The organism is Rhizobium sp. ZX09 (genome assembly GCF_017357485.1).
Classification (GTDB): Bacteria; Pseudomonadota; Alphaproteobacteria; order Rhizobiales; family Rhizobiaceae; genus Agrobacterium; species Agrobacterium pusense.
The window spans coordinates 1,565,285-1,582,307 of sequence record NZ_CP031363.1; the positions used below are offsets into that span (position 1 = coordinate 1,565,285).

Annotated in this window: 12 protein-coding genes; 8 read left to right on the top strand and 4 right to left on the bottom strand. The window is 59.7% G+C overall.

Annotated features, from left to right (window positions below; translation table 11 throughout):
• Positions 1-137: 137 nt before the first annotated feature.
• Both sufB and BTN45_RS07845 read right to left on the bottom strand, forming a co-directional pair.
• Positions 138-1,607, bottom strand: a complete 1,470-nt coding sequence (sufB, locus tag BTN45_RS07840; protein WP_006698793.1) for a Fe-S cluster assembly protein SufB — start codon at positions 1,605-1,607, stop codon at positions 138-140.
• 198 nt (positions 1,608-1,805) lie between these two features.
• Complete coding sequence (locus BTN45_RS07845) at positions 1,806-2,975, bottom strand: cysteine desulfurase family protein (protein ID WP_207587122.1); 1,170 nt, start codon at positions 2,973-2,975, stop codon at positions 1,806-1,808.
• 211 nt (positions 2,976-3,186) lie between these two features.
• Between BTN45_RS07845 and BTN45_RS07850 the strand changes: the two genes are divergently transcribed.
• Entirely contained in the window at positions 3,187-3,864 is a 678-nt protein-coding gene (locus tag BTN45_RS07850) for an alpha/beta hydrolase (protein ID WP_003522662.1), read from the top strand.
• Positions 3,865-3,937: 73 nt separating this feature from the next.
• Here BTN45_RS07850 and BTN45_RS07855 read toward each other — a convergent pair whose 3' ends face one another.
• The gene (locus BTN45_RS07855; protein WP_112766778.1) at positions 3,938-5,059 is read right to left on the bottom strand and encodes an anhydro-N-acetylmuramic acid kinase; all 1,122 of its coding nucleotides are present in this window, start codon (positions 5,057-5,059) and stop codon (positions 3,938-3,940) included.
• Positions 5,060-5,208: 149 nt separating this feature from the next.
• On the opposite strand from BTN45_RS07855, the gene tyrS reads away from it, so the two are divergent.
• Positions 5,209-6,462, top strand: a complete 1,254-nt coding sequence (gene tyrS, locus BTN45_RS07860; RefSeq protein ID WP_112766779.1) for a tyrosine--tRNA ligase — start codon at positions 5,209-5,211, stop codon at positions 6,460-6,462.
• Between the two features lie 45 nt (positions 6,463-6,507).
• Here tyrS and BTN45_RS07865 read toward each other — a convergent pair whose 3' ends face one another.
• The gene (locus BTN45_RS07865) at positions 6,508-9,891 is read right to left on the bottom strand and encodes a DUF3971 domain-containing protein (RefSeq protein WP_207587124.1); all 3,384 of its coding nucleotides are present in this window, start codon (positions 9,889-9,891) and stop codon (positions 6,508-6,510) included.
• A 235-nt stretch (positions 9,892-10,126) separates the two neighbouring features.
• Here BTN45_RS07865 and bcp point away from each other — a divergent pair, with 235 nt between their 5' ends.
• The 6 genes from bcp to BTN45_RS07895 all read left to right on the top strand — a co-directional run bounded on the left by bcp (position 10,127) and on the right by BTN45_RS07895 (position 16,939).
• A complete protein-coding gene (gene bcp / locus BTN45_RS07870) occupies positions 10,127-10,594 on the top strand; it encodes a thioredoxin-dependent thiol peroxidase (protein ID WP_004442409.1) in 468 nt (155 codons plus the stop codon).
• 17 nt (positions 10,595-10,611) lie between these two features.
• Positions 10,612-11,433 carry a ferritin-like domain-containing protein gene (locus BTN45_RS07875; RefSeq protein ID WP_022556474.1) on the top strand — a complete coding sequence of 274 codons (822 nt, stop codon included), beginning with the start codon at positions 10,612-10,614 and terminating at the stop codon, positions 11,431-11,433.
• 92 nt (positions 11,434-11,525) lie between these two features.
• Positions 11,526-12,824 (top strand): M23 family metallopeptidase, encoded by a 1,299-nt coding sequence (locus tag BTN45_RS07880; RefSeq protein ID WP_113381331.1) that lies wholly within the window; start codon positions 11,526-11,528, stop codon positions 12,822-12,824.
• Between the two features lie 219 nt (positions 12,825-13,043).
• Positions 13,044-14,540, top strand: a complete 1,497-nt coding sequence (locus BTN45_RS07885; RefSeq protein WP_006698787.1) for a DEAD/DEAH box helicase — start codon at positions 13,044-13,046, stop codon at positions 14,538-14,540.
• A gap of 8 nt (positions 14,541-14,548) precedes the next feature.
• Complete coding sequence (locus BTN45_RS07890; RefSeq protein ID WP_112766781.1) at positions 14,549-14,974, top strand: NUDIX domain-containing protein; 426 nt, start codon at positions 14,549-14,551, stop codon at positions 14,972-14,974.
• 885 nt (positions 14,975-15,859) lie between these two features.
• Entirely contained in the window at positions 15,860-16,939 is a 1,080-nt protein-coding gene (locus BTN45_RS07895; RefSeq protein ID WP_022556480.1) for an ABC transporter substrate-binding protein, read from the top strand.
• The last annotated feature ends 84 nt before the right edge of the window (positions 16,940-17,023 follow it).

Sequence of the window (17,023 nt, forward strand, 5' to 3'; positions counted from 1 at the left end):
TGCGCCCCATCCGGGCTTGTCTCAAATCTCTCATCCGTCATCCTCGGGCTTGACCCGAGGATCCAGGAAGTGGGTTGTCTCTGCTCAGGCCAGGGCCGTAGATCCTCGGGTCAAGCCCGAGGATGACGAGGAAAACTTTATCCCACAGACCCTTCCAGCGAAATGCCGATCAGCTTCTGCGCTTCCACGGCAAATTCCATCGGCAGTTCCTGAATGACTTCCTTCACGAAGCCGTTGACGATCAGCGCGATCGCCGCTTCCTCGGGAATGCCGCGCTGCAGGCAATAGAACAGCTGGTCTTCGGAAATCTTCGACGTCGTCGCCTCATGCTCGAAGTGCGCGGAGGAGTTCTTCGCCTCGATGTAAGGCACGGTATGAGCGCCGCACTTGTCGCCGATCAGCAGCGAGTCGCACTGCGTGAAGTTACGTGTGTTGGTCGCCTTGCGGTGGGCCGAGACCTGGCCGCGATAGACGTTTTCCGAGAAACCGGCGGCGATGCCCTTGGCGATGATGCGGCTCGACGTGTTCTTGCCGAGATGGATCATCTTGGTGCCGCTGTCGATCTGCTGGTGACCATTGGAGACCGCGATCGAATAGAACTCGCCACGGCTGTCATCGCCGCGCAGGATGCAGGACGGGTATTTCCAGGTGATGGCCGAACCGGTCTCCACCTGCGTCCACGAGATCTTCGAGCGGTTGCCACGGCAATCGCCGCGCTTGGTCACGAAGTTGTAGATGCCGCCCTTGCCTTCCTTGTCGCCCGGATACCAGTTCTGGACGGTGGAATATTTGATTTCGGCATCATCGAGCGCCACGAGTTCAACAACGGCGGCGTGAAGCTGGTTCTCGTCGCGCTGGGGAGCGGTGCAGCCTTCCAGATAGGAGACGTAGGCACCCTCTTCGGCGATGATCAGCGTGCGCTCGAACTGGCCGGTGTTCTTCTCGTTGATGCGGAAATAGGTGGAAAGCTCCATCGGGCAACGAACGCCCTTCGGCACGAACACGAAGGAACCGTCAGTAAAGACGGCGGAGTTCAGCGTCGCATAAAAATTGTCCGTTGTCGGAACGACCGAGCCGAGATATTTCTTCACCAGCTCCGGATGCTCGCGCACGGCTTCCGAGATCGACATGAAGATCACGCCGGCCTTAGCCAGTTCCGCCTTGAAGGTGGTGACGACCGAAACACTGTCGAACACGGCATCAACAGCGACCTGACGCTTTTCGACGCCGGCGAGGATTTCCTGTTCTTTCAGCGGAATGCCGAGCTTTTCATAGACCTTCAGCAGCTCCGGGTCGACTTCATCGAGCGACTTCGGGCCGGGGGTGCTTTTCGGCGCGGCATAATAATAGAGATCGTTGAAGTCGATCTTGGGGTAGCTGACGCGCGCCCAGGTCGGCTCTTCCATCGTCAGCCAGCGCTTGTAAGCCTCAAGACGCCATTCCAGCATCCATTCCGGCTCCTGCTTCTTGGCCGAGATGAAACGGATCACCTCTTCCGAAAGACCCTTCGGGGCCTTGTCGACTTCGATATTGGTTTCGAAGCCGTATTTATACTGGTCCACATCGATCTGGCGGACCTGATCGATCGTTTCCTGAACCGCTGCCATGTCGTTCTCCAATCTCGCCGGAGCCAAGGTCCGGTGGCTTGTCAACGTATCAAGGCGGAAAGCCGCCTTATTCATCTTCGGGCAAATCGCTCCGAGCCGTCAGCCGGGGCAGAGCTTATACCCATGTAGGTGCGGGATGGCGCTTTTCACACATCCCGGCAAGCGGAAAATTGCTAATCCGCAATTCTTTGCCGCATTTTACGCGGCCTGACCGGAAAGCTTGCGCCGTCCGGCAATTTTCGCAAACGCCGCGAGCGTCCGTTCAATGTCCGCCTCGTCAGTCGCGTGGCCAATCGAAATCCGGAGCGCGCCGAGCTTGGGATCGCGCCCCATCGCGCTCAGCACATGGCTTTCGCCCACCTTGCCCGATGAGCAGGCCGACCCTGCCGACAGTGCGATACCTTCTATATCGAAGGCGATCTGCCCGGTCTCGGCCTTCAGGCCCGGAAGCGTGAAAAACGTTGTGTTGGCGACACGCATGACATCGTCACCGTGGATGATCACATCAGGCGCGTTCACGCGCATACCGTTTTCCAGCCGCGCCCGCAGCGCGGAAAGACGCGCCGCCTCAACCTCGACATTCCGGGAGGCAAAAGCCGCAGCGGCACCGAAACCGATGACCGACAGGGTATTTTCCGTACCCGAACGATGGCCCTTTTCCTGGCCGCCACCATGGATCAGCGGCTTCGGCATCATCACCTCGCCGCGCGAGATAAGAGCGCCGGCACCCTTCGGGCCACCGAGCTTGTGAGACGAAATCACAAGGAAATCCGCATCGAGCGCGTTGATATCGAGCGGCACGCGGCCGGCAGCCTGAACAGCGTCGACAACCATCAGACCGCCCGCCGCATGAACCAGCCGCGCCGCTTCCGCCACAGGCTGAAGGATGCCGGTCTCGTTATTAACCAGCATGCAAGCGACCAGCGGCAGCCCGGACGACCTGTCATGCGAAGACAGCAACGCTTCAAGAGCGGCAAGATCAAGGACACCCGCTGACGTAACGGGAACTTCCGTTACGTCACTCTTTTCGAAACGGCCACCTTCGCGGAATGCCGGATGCTCGATGGCGGAAACATAGAGCCGGCTTACCCGAACCGGGCTGCGTCCCATCCTGAATTCCGGCACAAGCACCAGATTGGCCGCTTCCGTCGCACCGCTGGTGAAAGTCACATGCGCCGGCTCAGCGCCGCCAAGAACCGCAACCTCCCGGCGAGCCGTCTCGACGGCCGCGCGGGCGGCACGCCCTTCCCGGTGGACGGAAGACGGATTGCCGGCAAGATCAAGCGCAGACACAAGCACCTCCCGCACGGCCGGCAGAAGCGGCGCCGTGGCGTTCCAGTCCATATATGTGCGCGTCAAAACCGTCATCGCCGAAAGGCTTCATCCAATCTTCAATGCGCGAAAACGCATTTTTCTTGAAATTACAGTTGCGCTTGCCTTATGACACCACCCGAGTGCTTTAGCACACGCAAAGTTTCGAATTATTCTAAACTGCGTTCTAGAAAAGATGACAGAGTTCGTCAAGTCTTCTCATCGGAAGAATGCGGTTGGAGAATGAAAAAACACGACCGGAGTACCAATGCCCGAAGTCATCTTTAACGGCCCTGCGGGTCGCCTCGAAGGCCGTTATCAACCCTCCAAGGAAAAGAGCGCGCCGATCGCGATCATCCTTCATCCGCACCCGCAGTTCGGCGGCACGATGAACAACCAGATCGTTTATCAGCTCTTCTATCTTTTCCAGAAGCGCGGTTTCACGACGCTCCGGTTCAACTTCCGTTCGATTGGCCGCAGCCAGGGCGAGTTCGATCACGGTGCGGGCGAGCTCTCCGATGCCGCCTCGGCGCTCGATTGGGTGCAGAGCCTGCATCCGGATTCCAAGAGCTGTTGGGTGGCGGGTTACTCCTTCGGCGCCTGGATCGGCATGCAGCTTCTGATGCGCCGCCCGGAAATCGAAGGTTTCATGTCGATTGCCCCGCAGCCGAACACCTACGACTTCTCCTTCCTTGCGCCCTGCCCGTCTTCTGGCCTCATCATCAACGGCGATTCCGACAAGGTCGCGCCCGAAAAGGATGTCAACGGCCTGGTCGAAAAGCTGAAGACGCAGAAGGGCATCCTCATCACCCACCGCACCGTCCCCGGCGCCAACCACTTCTTCAACGGCAAGGTGGATGAGCTGATGGGCGAGTGCGAGGACTATCTCGACCGTCGCCTGAACGGCGAGCTTGTGCCGGAACCGGCTGCCAAGCGTATTCGGTGATTTGGGGCGTTTAATTACGCGTCATATCGTTATAGACGGCGGAGGGGGGGGTAAGCCCCACCCGCCAACGTCATCAGCATCGCACCAAAACCCCACCCGTCACCGGCTCCTTCACCCCCGTCGTACCGGGATAGGTCAGCGGCAGCCCCTTCAGCGAGCGCACGGCCAGGTAGGCCCAGGCCTCCGCCTCCATCGCCCCACCATCGAACCCCGCCTTTTCAGCCGCAATCACCCGCGCACCGACCTTGGCGGCAAGGTCTGCAAACTCCGCCATGATCACCGGATTGAGCCGCCCGCCACCACAGACCACATAGGTCTTCGCCGCCTCCGGCAGATAGCTTGCCGACTTCAGAATGGCGGCCCCCGTTAGATGCGCCAAAGTCCGTGCACCATCGGCCAGCGAGACCTCACCCTTTTCCGGGGGCGCAAAATCGCTGCGATCCAGCGAACGGCGAATATTTCCGGAAAAGAACGGGCTTTCCATATAGCGCGCCACCAGCGACGCGACGACGCTGCCGCCCGCCGCCGTCCTGCCGCCTTTGTCGAAGGCCTTGCCCGTATGGGCCTCGATCCACTGGTCGATCAGCATATTGCCGGGGCCGCTATCGAAAGCGGCAAGTTGGCCAGATTCACCGATGAAGGTGAGGTTGGAGATACCGCCGATATTGACGAAGACCGCAGGCGTCTCAAACCCATCAGGTAGGTTGGCAGACAGTGCCATGTGGTAGGCGGGAATGAGCGGCGCGCCCTGCCCGCCATGCACCATGTCATTGGCGCGCATATCGTAGACCACGTCGATACCGGTTTCTTCAGCCAGCAAAGGTCCGTCGCCGATCTGCACCGTCAGCGCCTCATCCGGCCGGTGCAGCACCGTCTGGCCATGAAAACCGATGACATCGATTTCACCGGGCAGAAGCCGGTGACGATGGAGAAAGGATTTCACCGCCGCCGCATGGGCAAGCGTCAGCTTGCGCTCTGCCTCATCAAGATCTCCGGGGCGTTCGCGCCGTTCACGGATGGATTTGGCCGTGACCAGCGCCTTCTGCCAGATGGCCCGCAGGCCGGGATCATAGGGAAAATAGCCGCTTGGCCCATGCCGCACCACGCTCTCGCCATCGGTACGCAGAAGCGCGATATCGATGCCGTCCATCGACGTGCCGCTCATCAGTCCGATTGCCGTTTTCACCTCGCCCACCTGCCGCTCTCCCGCAATCTCGAATCATGCTGACCTTGAATCCCGACATTCATGGCCGAAACGGGTGCACATTTCAAAAAACAATGATAAAGCCGCGACGGTCACCGGTTTTCGATGGCCGTAAAGATCAAACCAGAAAGTAAAAGGTTATGTCCAGGTTCAAGTCCGATTTCCTCCGCACGCTCGATGAGCGCGGCTTCATTCACCAGATCTCCGACGAGGCAGGTCTCGACGAATTGTTCGCCAAGGAAACCGTGACCGCCTATATCGGCTATGACCCGACGGCCTCGAGTTTGCATGTCGGCCACCTCACCCAGATCATGATGCTGCACTGGCTGCAGCAGACCGGCCACCAGCCGATCTCGCTGATGGGTGGCGGCACCGGCATGGTAGGCGACCCCTCCTTCAAGGAAGAGGCCCGCAAGCTGATGACGATCGACATGATCGAGGACAACATCACCTCGCTCAAGCACGTCTTCGCCAACTACCTCGATTACGACCGTCCCGGCAACCCGGCGCTGATGATCAACAATGCCGACTGGCTGCGCGGATTGAACTATCTCGAATTCCTGCGTGACGTCGGCCGCCACTTCTCGGTCAACCGCATGCTGTCCTTCGACAGCGTGAAGACACGCCTCGACCGCGAGCAGTCGCTGTCCTTCCTCGAATTCAACTACATGATCCTGCAGGCCTACGATTTCGTGGAACTGAACCAGCGCACGGGCTGCCGCCTGCAGATGGGCGGCTCTGACCAGTGGGGCAACATCATCAACGGCATCGACCTCGGTCACCGCATGGGGACACCGCAGCTTTACGCGCTGACCTCGCCGCTTCTGACCACCTCCTCGGGTGCGAAGATGGGCAAGTCGGCCTCGGGCGCCGTGTGGCTGAACAAGGACCTGCTGCCGGTCTATGATTTCTGGCAATACTGGCGCAACACCGAAGATGCCGACGTCGTTCGCTTCGCCAAGCTCTTCACGACCCTGCCGATTGAAGAGATCGCGCGTCTGGCTACGCTCGGTGGATCGGAAATCAACGAGGCCAAGAAAATCCTGGCGACCGAGGTAACCGCGATCCTGCACGGCCGTGCCGCTGCTGAAGAAGCCGCGGAAACGGCGCGCAAGACCTTCGAAGAGGGCGCGCTGGCCGAAAACCTGCCTTCCATCGAGGTTCCGGCCTCCGAACTTGAAGCTGGCGTCGGCGTCCTCTCGCTCATCGTCCGTGCAGGTCTCGCCGGTTCGAATGGCGAGGCCCGCCGCCATGTTCAGGGCGGTGCGGTGAAGATCAATGATCAGGGCGTTTCCGACGAGCGCCAGATGATCGGCACCGGCGAAGTGACCGGTGACGGCGTCATCAAGCTGTCGGTAGGCAAGAAGAAGCACGTGCTGGTTCGCCCGGCCTGACGCCCACACCGAACCTGTCATTGAGGGCCGCGAAAGCGGCCCTTTTTACTGGAACTCGAAAATCTGCCTGAAAACACCGGGCGCAATCAGCGACAGCGGGTTGATCGTCAGCTTCGGCTGGTCCGTCTGGCCGGAAAGCTTAAAGGTAATGCCGAGCAGGCCGCGGTCGCGGCCGTTGCCGAGGAAGATGCCGATGAAGGGCAACTCGCCGAACAGCCGGTTCAGCCCGTAGGCGGGCATGAAGGTGCCGGTCATGTCCATGCGGCCATTCTGATCCTTCAGCAGCCCCTGAAACGTTGCGCCGATCTGTTCACCGCGCACAACCCCGTTTTCCACCGCGATCGAACCGTTGACATAAACGACGCGGGCAAAACCCCGCTGGAATTTCTCCGAACTGACATCGATATTGCGGCGGACCGCATTGTTGAGGCTCCTGCCATCCTCGCCCGTGGGCGTTGCGACGATGTCCTGCAACTTGGCCTCGTTGACCACGGAGAAATTGCGCAGATCCAGCGAGCCGCTCCAGTCGCTGCCATTGGCGGTCGTCAGTGCTAGGTTGAGAAGACCGCCACGAATGCGGCTGTAGATATTGGCAAACCGCGCGAGCGAACCCGCATCGCTGCTGGTCAATGTCACAGTCCCAGTCGCGCCGCGATTGGTGGTCTGCGCGACCACCGCCTGTCCGTTGCCGGTCACGCCGCGAAAATCGATCGAGCGCACCTTGCCGTCACGCACGCTGACATCGGAATTGACATTGGCAAGGATCTCATCGTTGAACCCGTAGACCTTGTCAAACTGCGCCTTGATGGAAAGAGATGGCTGCGAACGAGACGTACCATCGCCACCGCCGGCGGGACTGCGCAGCTTCGACAGGAAAGGCCTTAGATCCGCGGATTTTCCGGAAGCATTGATAATATAGCCGTTTTTCGAAGCAGCTAACGAAACGGCATAATTATCGGAGGGCGAAAGCTGCACGCGGCTGAGATCGGCCGAGATCAGACCGCTCTTGTTGAAGGCAATGTCGCCGGCGGCGCCGAAACCATCACCATCGAGGGAAAAATCCGTGATTGCGGTGCGACCGTCCGCCACTTCCATGGTAAAGGCGGCTTTTGCCGGAATGCCGATGCCCTTGCTCCAGCCAAGCCCCGGAAGAATGATCGACGCCTTGGTCAGATCGAGCCGTACGTCCTGGCGTTTGGGATCGGCACCGTCGATCTCCAAAACGGTTGTGCCACCGAGAACCGAGGACAGCTCCGGCGCGAGTTTGGCAACCTGTGTCTCGGTCAATGTGGCCTTCAGGGACAGGGCGGGAGCCACACCGCTGTTCTTGCGCACGGGCTCCGTCATCTCGATATCCATCGGCACGTCATCGACGCGGCCTTTGCCCTGAAGCAGGAGCTGACGGTCGTTCAACGTCATGAAGCCGTCCAGCGCCGTCACCTTGTGGCCGGCGAAGGGTTTCGTCAGCGACAGGTTTTTCAGATCGAGATCGGCCGTCCACACCGGCGGAGGCGGGTTCTGGCTGGAAAGCAGGCCGATGGTCAGTTTCGCATTGGCTTGCACATCGCCGGCGAAATCCTCCGGCTTGAACTGCGTGTCCTTGAGCGCGTTGATCGGCTTCAGTGTCGCAAGCTCCGCTACGGCGTCTGCGGAGCCCGATACGCTGAGTTCGAGATTTCCAAGCAGAGGCTTGTCATAAACCGAGGAAATCACGAACCGGCTGTTCTCAAGCGCCAGCGAACGGTTGGACGGGAAATAGGACGTCGCCCGCTTGATTTCGACGGCCATCTTGCCGCCTACGAGATCGAAATGCGCATCGACATCACGCAGGGGCGGAATGTCGCCGGTGGTGTTGAGGCGCGTATCGTCAATGTCGAAACGAATCTGCATTTCGCTCTCGCCGAGCACCAGCGGGCAACCGGGACCGCACATCCGGCCCTGCGGGATGAAGATTGCGATGGAGCCATTGGTGACCGTGCCGCCATAAAGATTGGAAACCACCCAGTCGCGCGGCTTGTGCGCCATCCAGAAAGGCCAGAGCTGCTTGACCGCCGTGGCCTCCATCTTCGGTATCTGTCCGCCGAAGCTGATTTCGGGCGACCCTTCGCCGAACCGCATTTTCAGCGATCCCGCCATGTCTCCGAGTGGGCTCGTGACATAAAGCGATGAAACGTCGAGTTGCTTCGTCGCAGCCGTGAAGTGACCGTCCGCCTTCAGGCTGAAAGGAACCGGGGCCTCGCCCGAGGCTTCGGACGAAGCAACCGCATCGTCGATGCGGAGGGACAGACCAAAACCCTCCTCCGTATCGCTGATTACGCCGGCGACCGGAATGATCGTGCGTCCGAGTTCCACCCGCGAGTTGTCGATGACAAGCGTGCTTTTTGCGAAATCGTAGCGCGCGTTCACAGTGCCGGCCGTGAAGGGTTGGGCCTCGCCGCCGATCCGAAGCGTGCCGTTACCGAGGCCGAGCGAGATGTCGAGACGCGGCTCCTGCCCCTCCTTGGCCCGGCGGGCAACGATGTTGATGCCCGTCTTGACATTCAGCCCCTCATGGAGGTTTCCGTCCGGATCGTATTTTTCCAGAAACGGGCCAATGTCGAAGCCATCGATACGGGCCTGGAAACCGTCGATAACGCCGCCCGCACCTGAGGTCTTGAGTGACACGCTGGCGATTTCGCCGTTGAACAGCGTTTCCCCGTCAAGCGAATAGCCGCCCTGCTGGTCTGGCGTCAGCGACAGTTCCCGCACCTCGATGGTGCGCGGCTTGCCCAGTTCGCCCGGCGGCAGATGAACGGAAACGCTGGAAATATCGATTTCCTCGGTTCCGCTGCTCAGGAAAGCCTGTGCCAGCTTGTCGAGCTGCCCGAAGGCTTCCTGCAATTGCAGCGGCACGGCGTCGAGCTTGACGCTGGCAAGATCGAACCCGCTGCCCTTGGGTAAAAGCGCCGTATCCAGCTCCATCCCGTCGGCTTCTAGGCTCTCCACCGACACGCGACCCGCCAGAAGCGCGAGGGGATCGAGCGCCATGCCGATCGCCCGCGCCCTGCTCAGATGCTGGCCGGATTCCTTCTCGACGATATCCACATCCTCCGCCACCAGCGCAAGGCGCAGTCCGGTGGAGAACCTGATCGCCGATGATCCGATTCGCGCGCTGTAATGCGGTCCGAGCGCCCGTTCCAGCGCCTGCTGCGCCTGGCTGGACAGCGCATTGTCAATCGAACCGGTCTCGACGGAAAGAATGATGCCGCCGATGGAGAGGAAGGCGAGCACGAAAAGAGCCGCGAAAATCTTGAGGAAAGCACGCGCCATGGAACGCGGCGGCGGGCAATGCACGATGATGGGATCCTCGGCCTGAGCCGAAGGCAGATCGTGCAGCGCAACGATATCGCGCCTGCCGAACTTGACCTTTTCACCCCTGACTTCAGCCATACGCCCGTATTTGCCCCTGAATAGCTCTTGTTTCGCCGCAACACCGGAGCGGGATGGCGAAAAGTGTAAGCGGTCCTCGTCTGGAATCCCGCTCAAATTCCTTAACCCGGATCACGGTTGAGATTTGAGGTCGAAACGATCTGAAATCCCAATCGTGATCTGGACGACGCGCGGTTTCGCTATATATCGAATGTGGCAACTTTCACTCAACATCCCGGCGAAAGAAAGGTAGATTATGACAGACTTGACGATTGGCGGCCCGGCTCCCGATTTCACTTTGCCCCGCAACGGTGAAGGGACGGTGACATTGTCCAAACTCCAAGGCAAGGCCGTCGTTCTTTATTTCTACCCCAAGGACGACACGTCCGGCTGCACCGCCGAAGCGATCGATTTCAGCGCGCTGGGCGGCGAATTCGAAGCGGCCAACACGGTTGTCATCGGCATCTCGCCCGACAGCGTCAAAAGCCACGACAAGTTTGCGGCAAAACATTCGCTTTCCGTCATGCTCGCGTCTGACGAAGAGAGGAAGGTTCTGGAAGCCTATGGCGTCTGGAAGGAAAAAAGCATGTATGGGAAAAAATACATGGGTGTCGAACGCACCACATTCCTCGTTGGACCGGACGGCAAGATCGCGGAGATCTGGAACAAGGTGAAGGTCGCCGGCCATGCCCAGGCCGTTCTCGACGCAGCGAAGAAACTCTGAGGGACCAACCCGTTGTGATGCCCCCGTTCAAAATCATGTCACTGCGCGGCGGTGCGACGGATGCTATCGCAAGCGCCGATCTCGACAGGAAGACCGCGCTCGCACAGGAGACGGCGACACGGTGGTTCGAGCGCCGCCTGTCGCTGCGCTCTCCGCTGGACCCGCCCCTGCCAGAGCGCCCGGGCAGGCCGGAAAAGCCGGAACTCGTTCCGCCGACCGCAGTGGAACGCCGCTCGCTTCACAGCGTCAAGGGCCGTATCGCGCTGCTGCACGCCATTGCCCATATCGAACTTAACGCCGTCGATCTCGCGCTCGACATTGTCGCCCGTTATGCCAGCGAGCCGGTGCCGCACTCCTTTTTCGATGGCTGGATGCAGGTCGCCTTCGAGGAGGCAAAACATTTCCGGCTGGTGCGCGACAGGCTGAGAAGCCTCGGTGCCGACTATGGCGATCTGCCCGCCCATGACGGGCTGTGGCAGGCGGCGCATTCCACCCGCAACGATCTCACCGCACGGCTTGCCGTCGTGCCGCTCATCCTCGAAGCGCGCGGACTGGACGTTACCCCTTCCCTGCAGGCGAAGATGCGCGAAACCGGCGATCTCGAAAGCGCCGCCGTTCTGGACGTCATCTATAATGACGAGAAGGGCCACGTCGCCATCGGTGCAAAATGGTTCCGGTTCCTCTGTGCCCGTGAGAAGAAGGATCCGGCCGCAACCTTCAGGCAACTGGTGCGCGCCAATTTCCGCGGCCCTTTGAAACCACCCTTCAATGACCTTGCCCGCGCCGAGGCCGGCCTGACGCCATCCTTTTACCGCTCGCTCACATCCGTCAGCCAGTAGCCGACGCTGCCGAAACTCCACTCCGGCAAAACTTCGTTAACCTTAACGAATTATGATTTCCTTCAAGAAATCGGCCAGTCCGGAGAGAGATTGTGACTGATACGGCGGAAAACCGGGTATTTGGCAAAAAGCGTGAGCCGCACGTGCTCATTCTCGCGCGCGGCGACAAGGTGCGGCACATGACCATCCGGCCCTGGATGGCAGCGCTTGCCGGCTGCACGATCGGCCTTTTTTCGCTCGGTTATCTCGGCGCCACCGGCTACCTTATCCTGCGGGACGACCTGATCGGCGCGACAATGGCGCGCCAGACCCGCATTCAGAACGATTACGAAGACCGCATCGCAGCCCTGAGAGCCCAGGTGGACCGCGTCACCTCCAGGCAGTTGCTGGATCAGCAGGTCGTTGAAAAGAAAGTAGAAAAGCTTCTGCAACAGCAGGCGGCGCTGACCTCGCGGCACGGCCGCATGAGCGAACTGCTGGAACGCGCGGAAAACTCCGGCGTCGCGACGTCGCCGACAGCACCCTCGTCCCTTTCAAACGCCATGGCGCCGGAAAAACGCGCCGATCTGTCGGGCGGTCTCTCGGCGATCGAAAAGCTGATGACATCGCGCCCACCACAGCCGGAACAACCCACCGCTAACGACAGACGTGCTGCTTACCAGCCGGAAGGCGGCGAGACGCCCTCGGACCGCGCCGATCGCGTATTTTCAAAGGTAACTCTGTCGCTGAAGGACATCGAGCGCCAGCAGATATCGCGGATAGCGCAACTGACGAGCGACGCCGAAGACAAGGCGAGTGCGATGCAGGACATTATCCGCCAGGCCGGGCTCAAGATCGATGAGAGCGGCACCGCCGACATTGGCGGACCCTATGCGGAGCCAGAGCGCGGCGAAACCGATCCCTTCAGCCTGTCGCTGACCAATCTCGACACCGCTCTCAACCGGCTGGACGTCGTCAGGGAAACGGCGACGACCCTGCCCTTCGGCAACCCGGCACCCGGCAGGGCGATCACCAGTCGATTCGGCAATCGGATGGATCCGTTTCTCGGCCGCCCGGCGCTACATACCGGCATCGATTTTCGTGCCGAGACCGGCGCCGACGTCAAATCCACCGGCGCTGGAAAGGTGACGGTAGCGGAAAATTCCGGCGGTTACGGCAATATGGTCGAGATCGATCACGGCCAGGGCGTGTCGACCCGATTCGGCCATCTCTCCGCCATTCTGGTCAAGGCCGGCGACCGGGTCGAAGCCGGCGACGTAATCGGCCGCGCCGGCAGCACCGGCCGTTCCACCGGTCCGCACGTGCATTATGAAGTGCGCCGCAACGATACACCCGTGGATCCGATGCGGTTTCTGATCGCCGGGGCAGAGCTTAAAACCTATTTGAAATAGCGTCCCGGTCTTAACGCTTTTTTTGCTCTTTTAACGATAAATCCCGAAAAACCACGCCTGAGGCTTAAAAGCCCAGCCGCAAGCGGCACGTTTAACGCGCTTTTCCCGTTGTTTCCTTGACTTTCCGGCAATTTGGGCATATCCCCGCGCCAAGTCTTTGCAAGTGCCGTCGCGGCACGCAGGTATTCTTACCGAACCAGAACGGAAAAAGTTCTTCCTTTGACAACATTCTCTGATCTTGGCCTGAGCCAAAAAGTTCTTTCCGCTATTGCAGATGCCGGCTACACGACGCCGACACCCATTCAGGCTGGCGCCATTCCGCCGGCGCTGGAAAAGCGTGATATCTGCGGTATCGCACAGACCGGCACGGGCAAAACCGCGTCATTCGTTCTGCCGATGCTGACCCTGCTTGAGAAGGGCCGCGCACGCGCCAGAATGCCGCGCACGCTGATCCTCGAGCCGACGCGCGAGCTTGCGGCACAGGTGGCGGAGAACTTCGAGAAATACGGCAAGAATCACAAGCTGAACGTCGCCCTCCTGATCGGCGGTGTTTCCTTCGAAGACCAGGACCGCAAGCTGGAACGTGGCGCCGATGTGCTGATCTGCACCCCTGGCCGCCTTCTTGACCATTGCGAACGCGGCAAGCTGCTGATGACCGGCGTGGAAATCCTTGTCATCGACGAAGCCGACCGCATGCTCGACATGGGCTTCATTCCTGACATCGAGCGCATCGCCAAGATGATCCCCTTCACCCGCCAGACGCTGTTCTTCTCGGCCACCATGCCGCCGGAAATCCAGAAGCTGGCTGATCGCTTCCTGCAGAACCCCGTCCGTGTCGAGGTCGCCAAGCCCTCCTCTACTGCAAAGACCGTTGCCCAGCGCATCGTCGCCGCCCATAACAAGGACTACGAAAAGCGCGCCGTCCTGCGCGATCTCGTCCGTGCCGAAGAGGCTGAACTCAAGAACGCCATCATCTTCTGCAACCGCAAGAAGGATGTGGCCGATCTTTTCCGTTCGCTCGACCGCCACGGCTTTTCCGTCGGCGCGCTGCATGGCGACATGGACCAGCGTTCGCGCACGACGATGCTGCAGAACTTCAAGGACGGCAATCTGAAGCTGCTCGTCGCCTCGGACGTCGCCGCACGCGGGCTTGATATCCCCGATGTCAGCCACGTCTTCAACTTCGATATTCCCATTCATTCGGAAGACTATGTTCACCGCATCGGCCGCACCGGCCGTGCCGGCCGCTCGGGCAAGGCTTTCACCATCGTCACCAGAAGCGACACCAAATATCTCGACGCCATCGAAAAGCTGATCGGCGAAAAGATAGAGTGGCTGAACGGTGATCTCTCCACCCTCCCCGCGCCGATGGAAAGCTTTGAAAGCAATTCCGGCCGTCGGGGCAAGGAACGGGGCGGCAGAGGCCGCGACCGTAACCGCCGGGACGCCGCACCGGTCGAAAACATCAATCAGGGCGCACAATCCGCTGCGGACGCAGATATCGCGGCTCATGGAGACGACAAGGTGAAAGCAGAACGCAAGCAGGAAAAGGCCCCGCGCAATTCCGACCGCAACAGTCGCAATCCGCTGCACGCCAATGACGACAACCGCGACCGTCGCCGCCACTATCGCGACCATGACGATGGCCCGACACCGGTTGGCTTCGGCGATGACATTCCCGCCTTCATGCTGATCGTGGCCAACGCCAAGGCCTGACCACAGCAATGGACACGATGACGTCGACCATCAAGCCGGGCCTCGATTTTCCGGGCGTCGGCGTGGGCCTTGTCATATTGCGTGAAGGCCGCCTCCTTTTATGCCGGCGCATGAAAGCGCCGGAAGCCGGGTATTGGAGCATCCCTGGCGGCAAAGTCGATCATCTCGAAACGTCGCTAGCCGCGGCGCGGCGCGAAGCCGAGGAAGAGACCGGGCTGACGATCGGCCACGTCGAATTTCTCTGCCATAGCGAATTTATCGACGCAGTAGACCGCCATCACTGGGTCTCCCTGATCTTCGTCACCCGCGACACAACGGGTCAACCTTCGCTTACGGAGCCGGATAAGCTCTCCGCCATTGACTGGTTCGATCTCGACAAACTTCCTCAGCCGATCTCCGCCTTTGCAAAGGACGCTCTGGCCGCTCTGAAATAATGCTGGGGCAGCCCCGGGCGTCGAATAATGACGTCGGATGCGGAATTTTCACAATCGAAAACGGCGGATCAGATTGGGTCGAAGCCAGAATTTCGGACAACGGCACGCTTAATCCACGCCATTTCTTTCCTGGAACGCTTATCGCGAGAGAATGGCTTTGCGTAAAGCTCTCCAAACTCAATTTTAAATTGCTTAAATTAGAGATATGCAAAAAACCGCCCCAGTTTCCTGAAGCGGTTTATACGTAATAAAAAAAATAGAATATAGAAGCGAATATAGTCTGGCAGTGCTTATAATCGGAACACTTTCCGAGGCTTTTTACAGCCAATTTCAGTCGTCCCCTGAAACAATTTTATCTAAGCTAATCATTTACTTTCCGTCAAGCAAATCTTCTCGCAAATGCGAAAAAAACATGGCGAAAAAGAGGTGGGGAATTAGAAGGTTTCTATATTAAACTTAGATATCAATAAATTACAGATATGAAAATAAAATGTGCAGATTTATAACGTGCACTGCAAAAGGCATAATCAGCAACAAGGCCTTCGCTGGAGTGTGCTTATACGCGCCACTTGTAATAGTTTTATGAAGTAAAACGGCACGTGGCGGATTTATGAAATACTTCTTCAGTAAAGCGGTACAGAAAGAAGATAGCGGGGCGAAAAAGAGCAGCGCTGCGGCATGGCCGCGAGGCACCATTAGCGGCCGACGGCAACAACCACAAGGTGCCGCGTCCATCTCGTCATTCGGATCGCCCGACATCGAAGCCAAGCCGCCGCAGTCCAGGCGCCGGCGTGCGATTATGATGGACGACCGGCGATTTTTCCTTTGGAAAACCGATTGGTGCCGATAAACATCAGATCGGGACAACAGGATTTCGACCACGTCATGCTTTCACTTCGCCTGCTAACGATCATCGCCGGTTTTGCCTTTGCGGGTTCAGCAAGCGCGGCATCGATCGGGATCGTTGCCCCGCAGAGCGGCCCCTACGAGCTTCTCGGGCAACAGGTCCGGCAGGGCGCCAAGGCGGCAGCTGCAAAACTCGGCCTTGATGTCGTGGAGATTCACGAGAGCTGCGAAGACGGCAGTGGCGGCGCGATTGCCGATGGCCTCGTGGCGGCGAAAGTCAGCGCCGCGATCGGCTTCCTGTGCACGGAAACGCTTCAGGACGTTCTGCCGCCGCTCAAGGCCGCGGCCATTCCGGCCATCACGCTTTCCAGCCGCGCACCCATCCTGATGGAGGACGCGCTGAAATATGGCTGGCCGCTTTTTCGCCTCGCCCCATCGGATCGGGCCGAATCGGCAAGGGCTGCGGAAGTCATTCTTCGCGACTGGAAAGGCCATCCAATCGGGCTCGTGGATGACGGCACGATCTACAGCCGCGAATTGGTGGACCGTATCCGCTCTACGCTGGAGGAAAACGGGCTGAAGCCCACCTTTGCCGATACGATGCGACCCAATCAGGAACAGCAGGTGGCGCTTGTGCGCCGGCTGGCGCGCACCGGCATTACCCATGTCTTCATCGGCGCGGAACGAAACGATATCGCCGTCGTAGCACGGGACGCCGCTTCAGAGAATTTTCCGCTCACCATTCTGGGCGGCGATACGCTGAACGCCGCCAACACCCCCCTCGCACTGGCTGCGAACGTGATGGCCATCACGCGCCCGGCCTATGACACACTGCCTTCGGCGCAGGGGGCAGCCGGCGAACTGCGCGCCGCAGGCATCGAACCCGAAGGTTACGTCCTTCCAGCCTATGCCGCCACCGAACTGACGGCGGCGCTGGCGGAAGCGGCCCAGGCGCAGTCGAAACCGGCGCCGGAGATACTGGCGTCCGGCACGGCCTTCAAAACCGTGATTGGCGATCTCGCATTCAACCCGTCGCATGAGCTTTCGGACAATCCCTACCGCCTGCAGCGCTGGAACGGCCAGCGCTTCGAACCGGCGGACAAAGCCGAAAGGCAGTAGCTGCAGCCAGCACCGGGACAAATTCGCGGGCGGCAGCGGAAAACCATCAGCAACCTCACTGCTGACCGTTTCAAACCCCGATGC

Bases quoted from the DNA above. Each gene is read 5' to 3' on its own strand.
- sufB (WP_006698793.1), bottom strand. From the start codon at position 1,607: ATGGCAGCGGTTCAGGAAACGATCGATCAGGTCCGCCAGATCGATGTG.
- BTN45_RS07845 (WP_207587122.1), bottom strand. From the start codon at position 2,975: ATGACGGTTTTGACGCGCACATATATGGACTGGAACGCCACGGCGCCG.
- BTN45_RS07850 (WP_003522662.1), top strand. From the start codon at position 3,187: ATGCCCGAAGTCATCTTTAACGGCCCTGCGGGTCGCCTCGAAGGCCGT.
- tyrS (WP_112766779.1), top strand. From the start codon at position 5,209: ATGTCCAGGTTCAAGTCCGATTTCCTCCGCACGCTCGATGAGCGCGGC.
- BTN45_RS07865 (WP_207587124.1), bottom strand. From the start codon at position 9,891: ATGGCTGAAGTCAGGGGTGAAAAGGTCAAGTTCGGCAGGCGCGATATC.
- bcp (WP_004442409.1), top strand. From the start codon at position 10,127: ATGACAGACTTGACGATTGGCGGCCCGGCTCCCGATTTCACTTTGCCC.
- BTN45_RS07875 (WP_022556474.1), top strand. From the start codon at position 10,612: ATGCCCCCGTTCAAAATCATGTCACTGCGCGGCGGTGCGACGGATGCT.
- BTN45_RS07890 (WP_112766781.1), top strand. From the start codon at position 14,549: ATGGACACGATGACGTCGACCATCAAGCCGGGCCTCGATTTTCCGGGC.
- BTN45_RS07895 (WP_022556480.1), top strand. From the start codon at position 15,860: ATGCTTTCACTTCGCCTGCTAACGATCATCGCCGGTTTTGCCTTTGCG.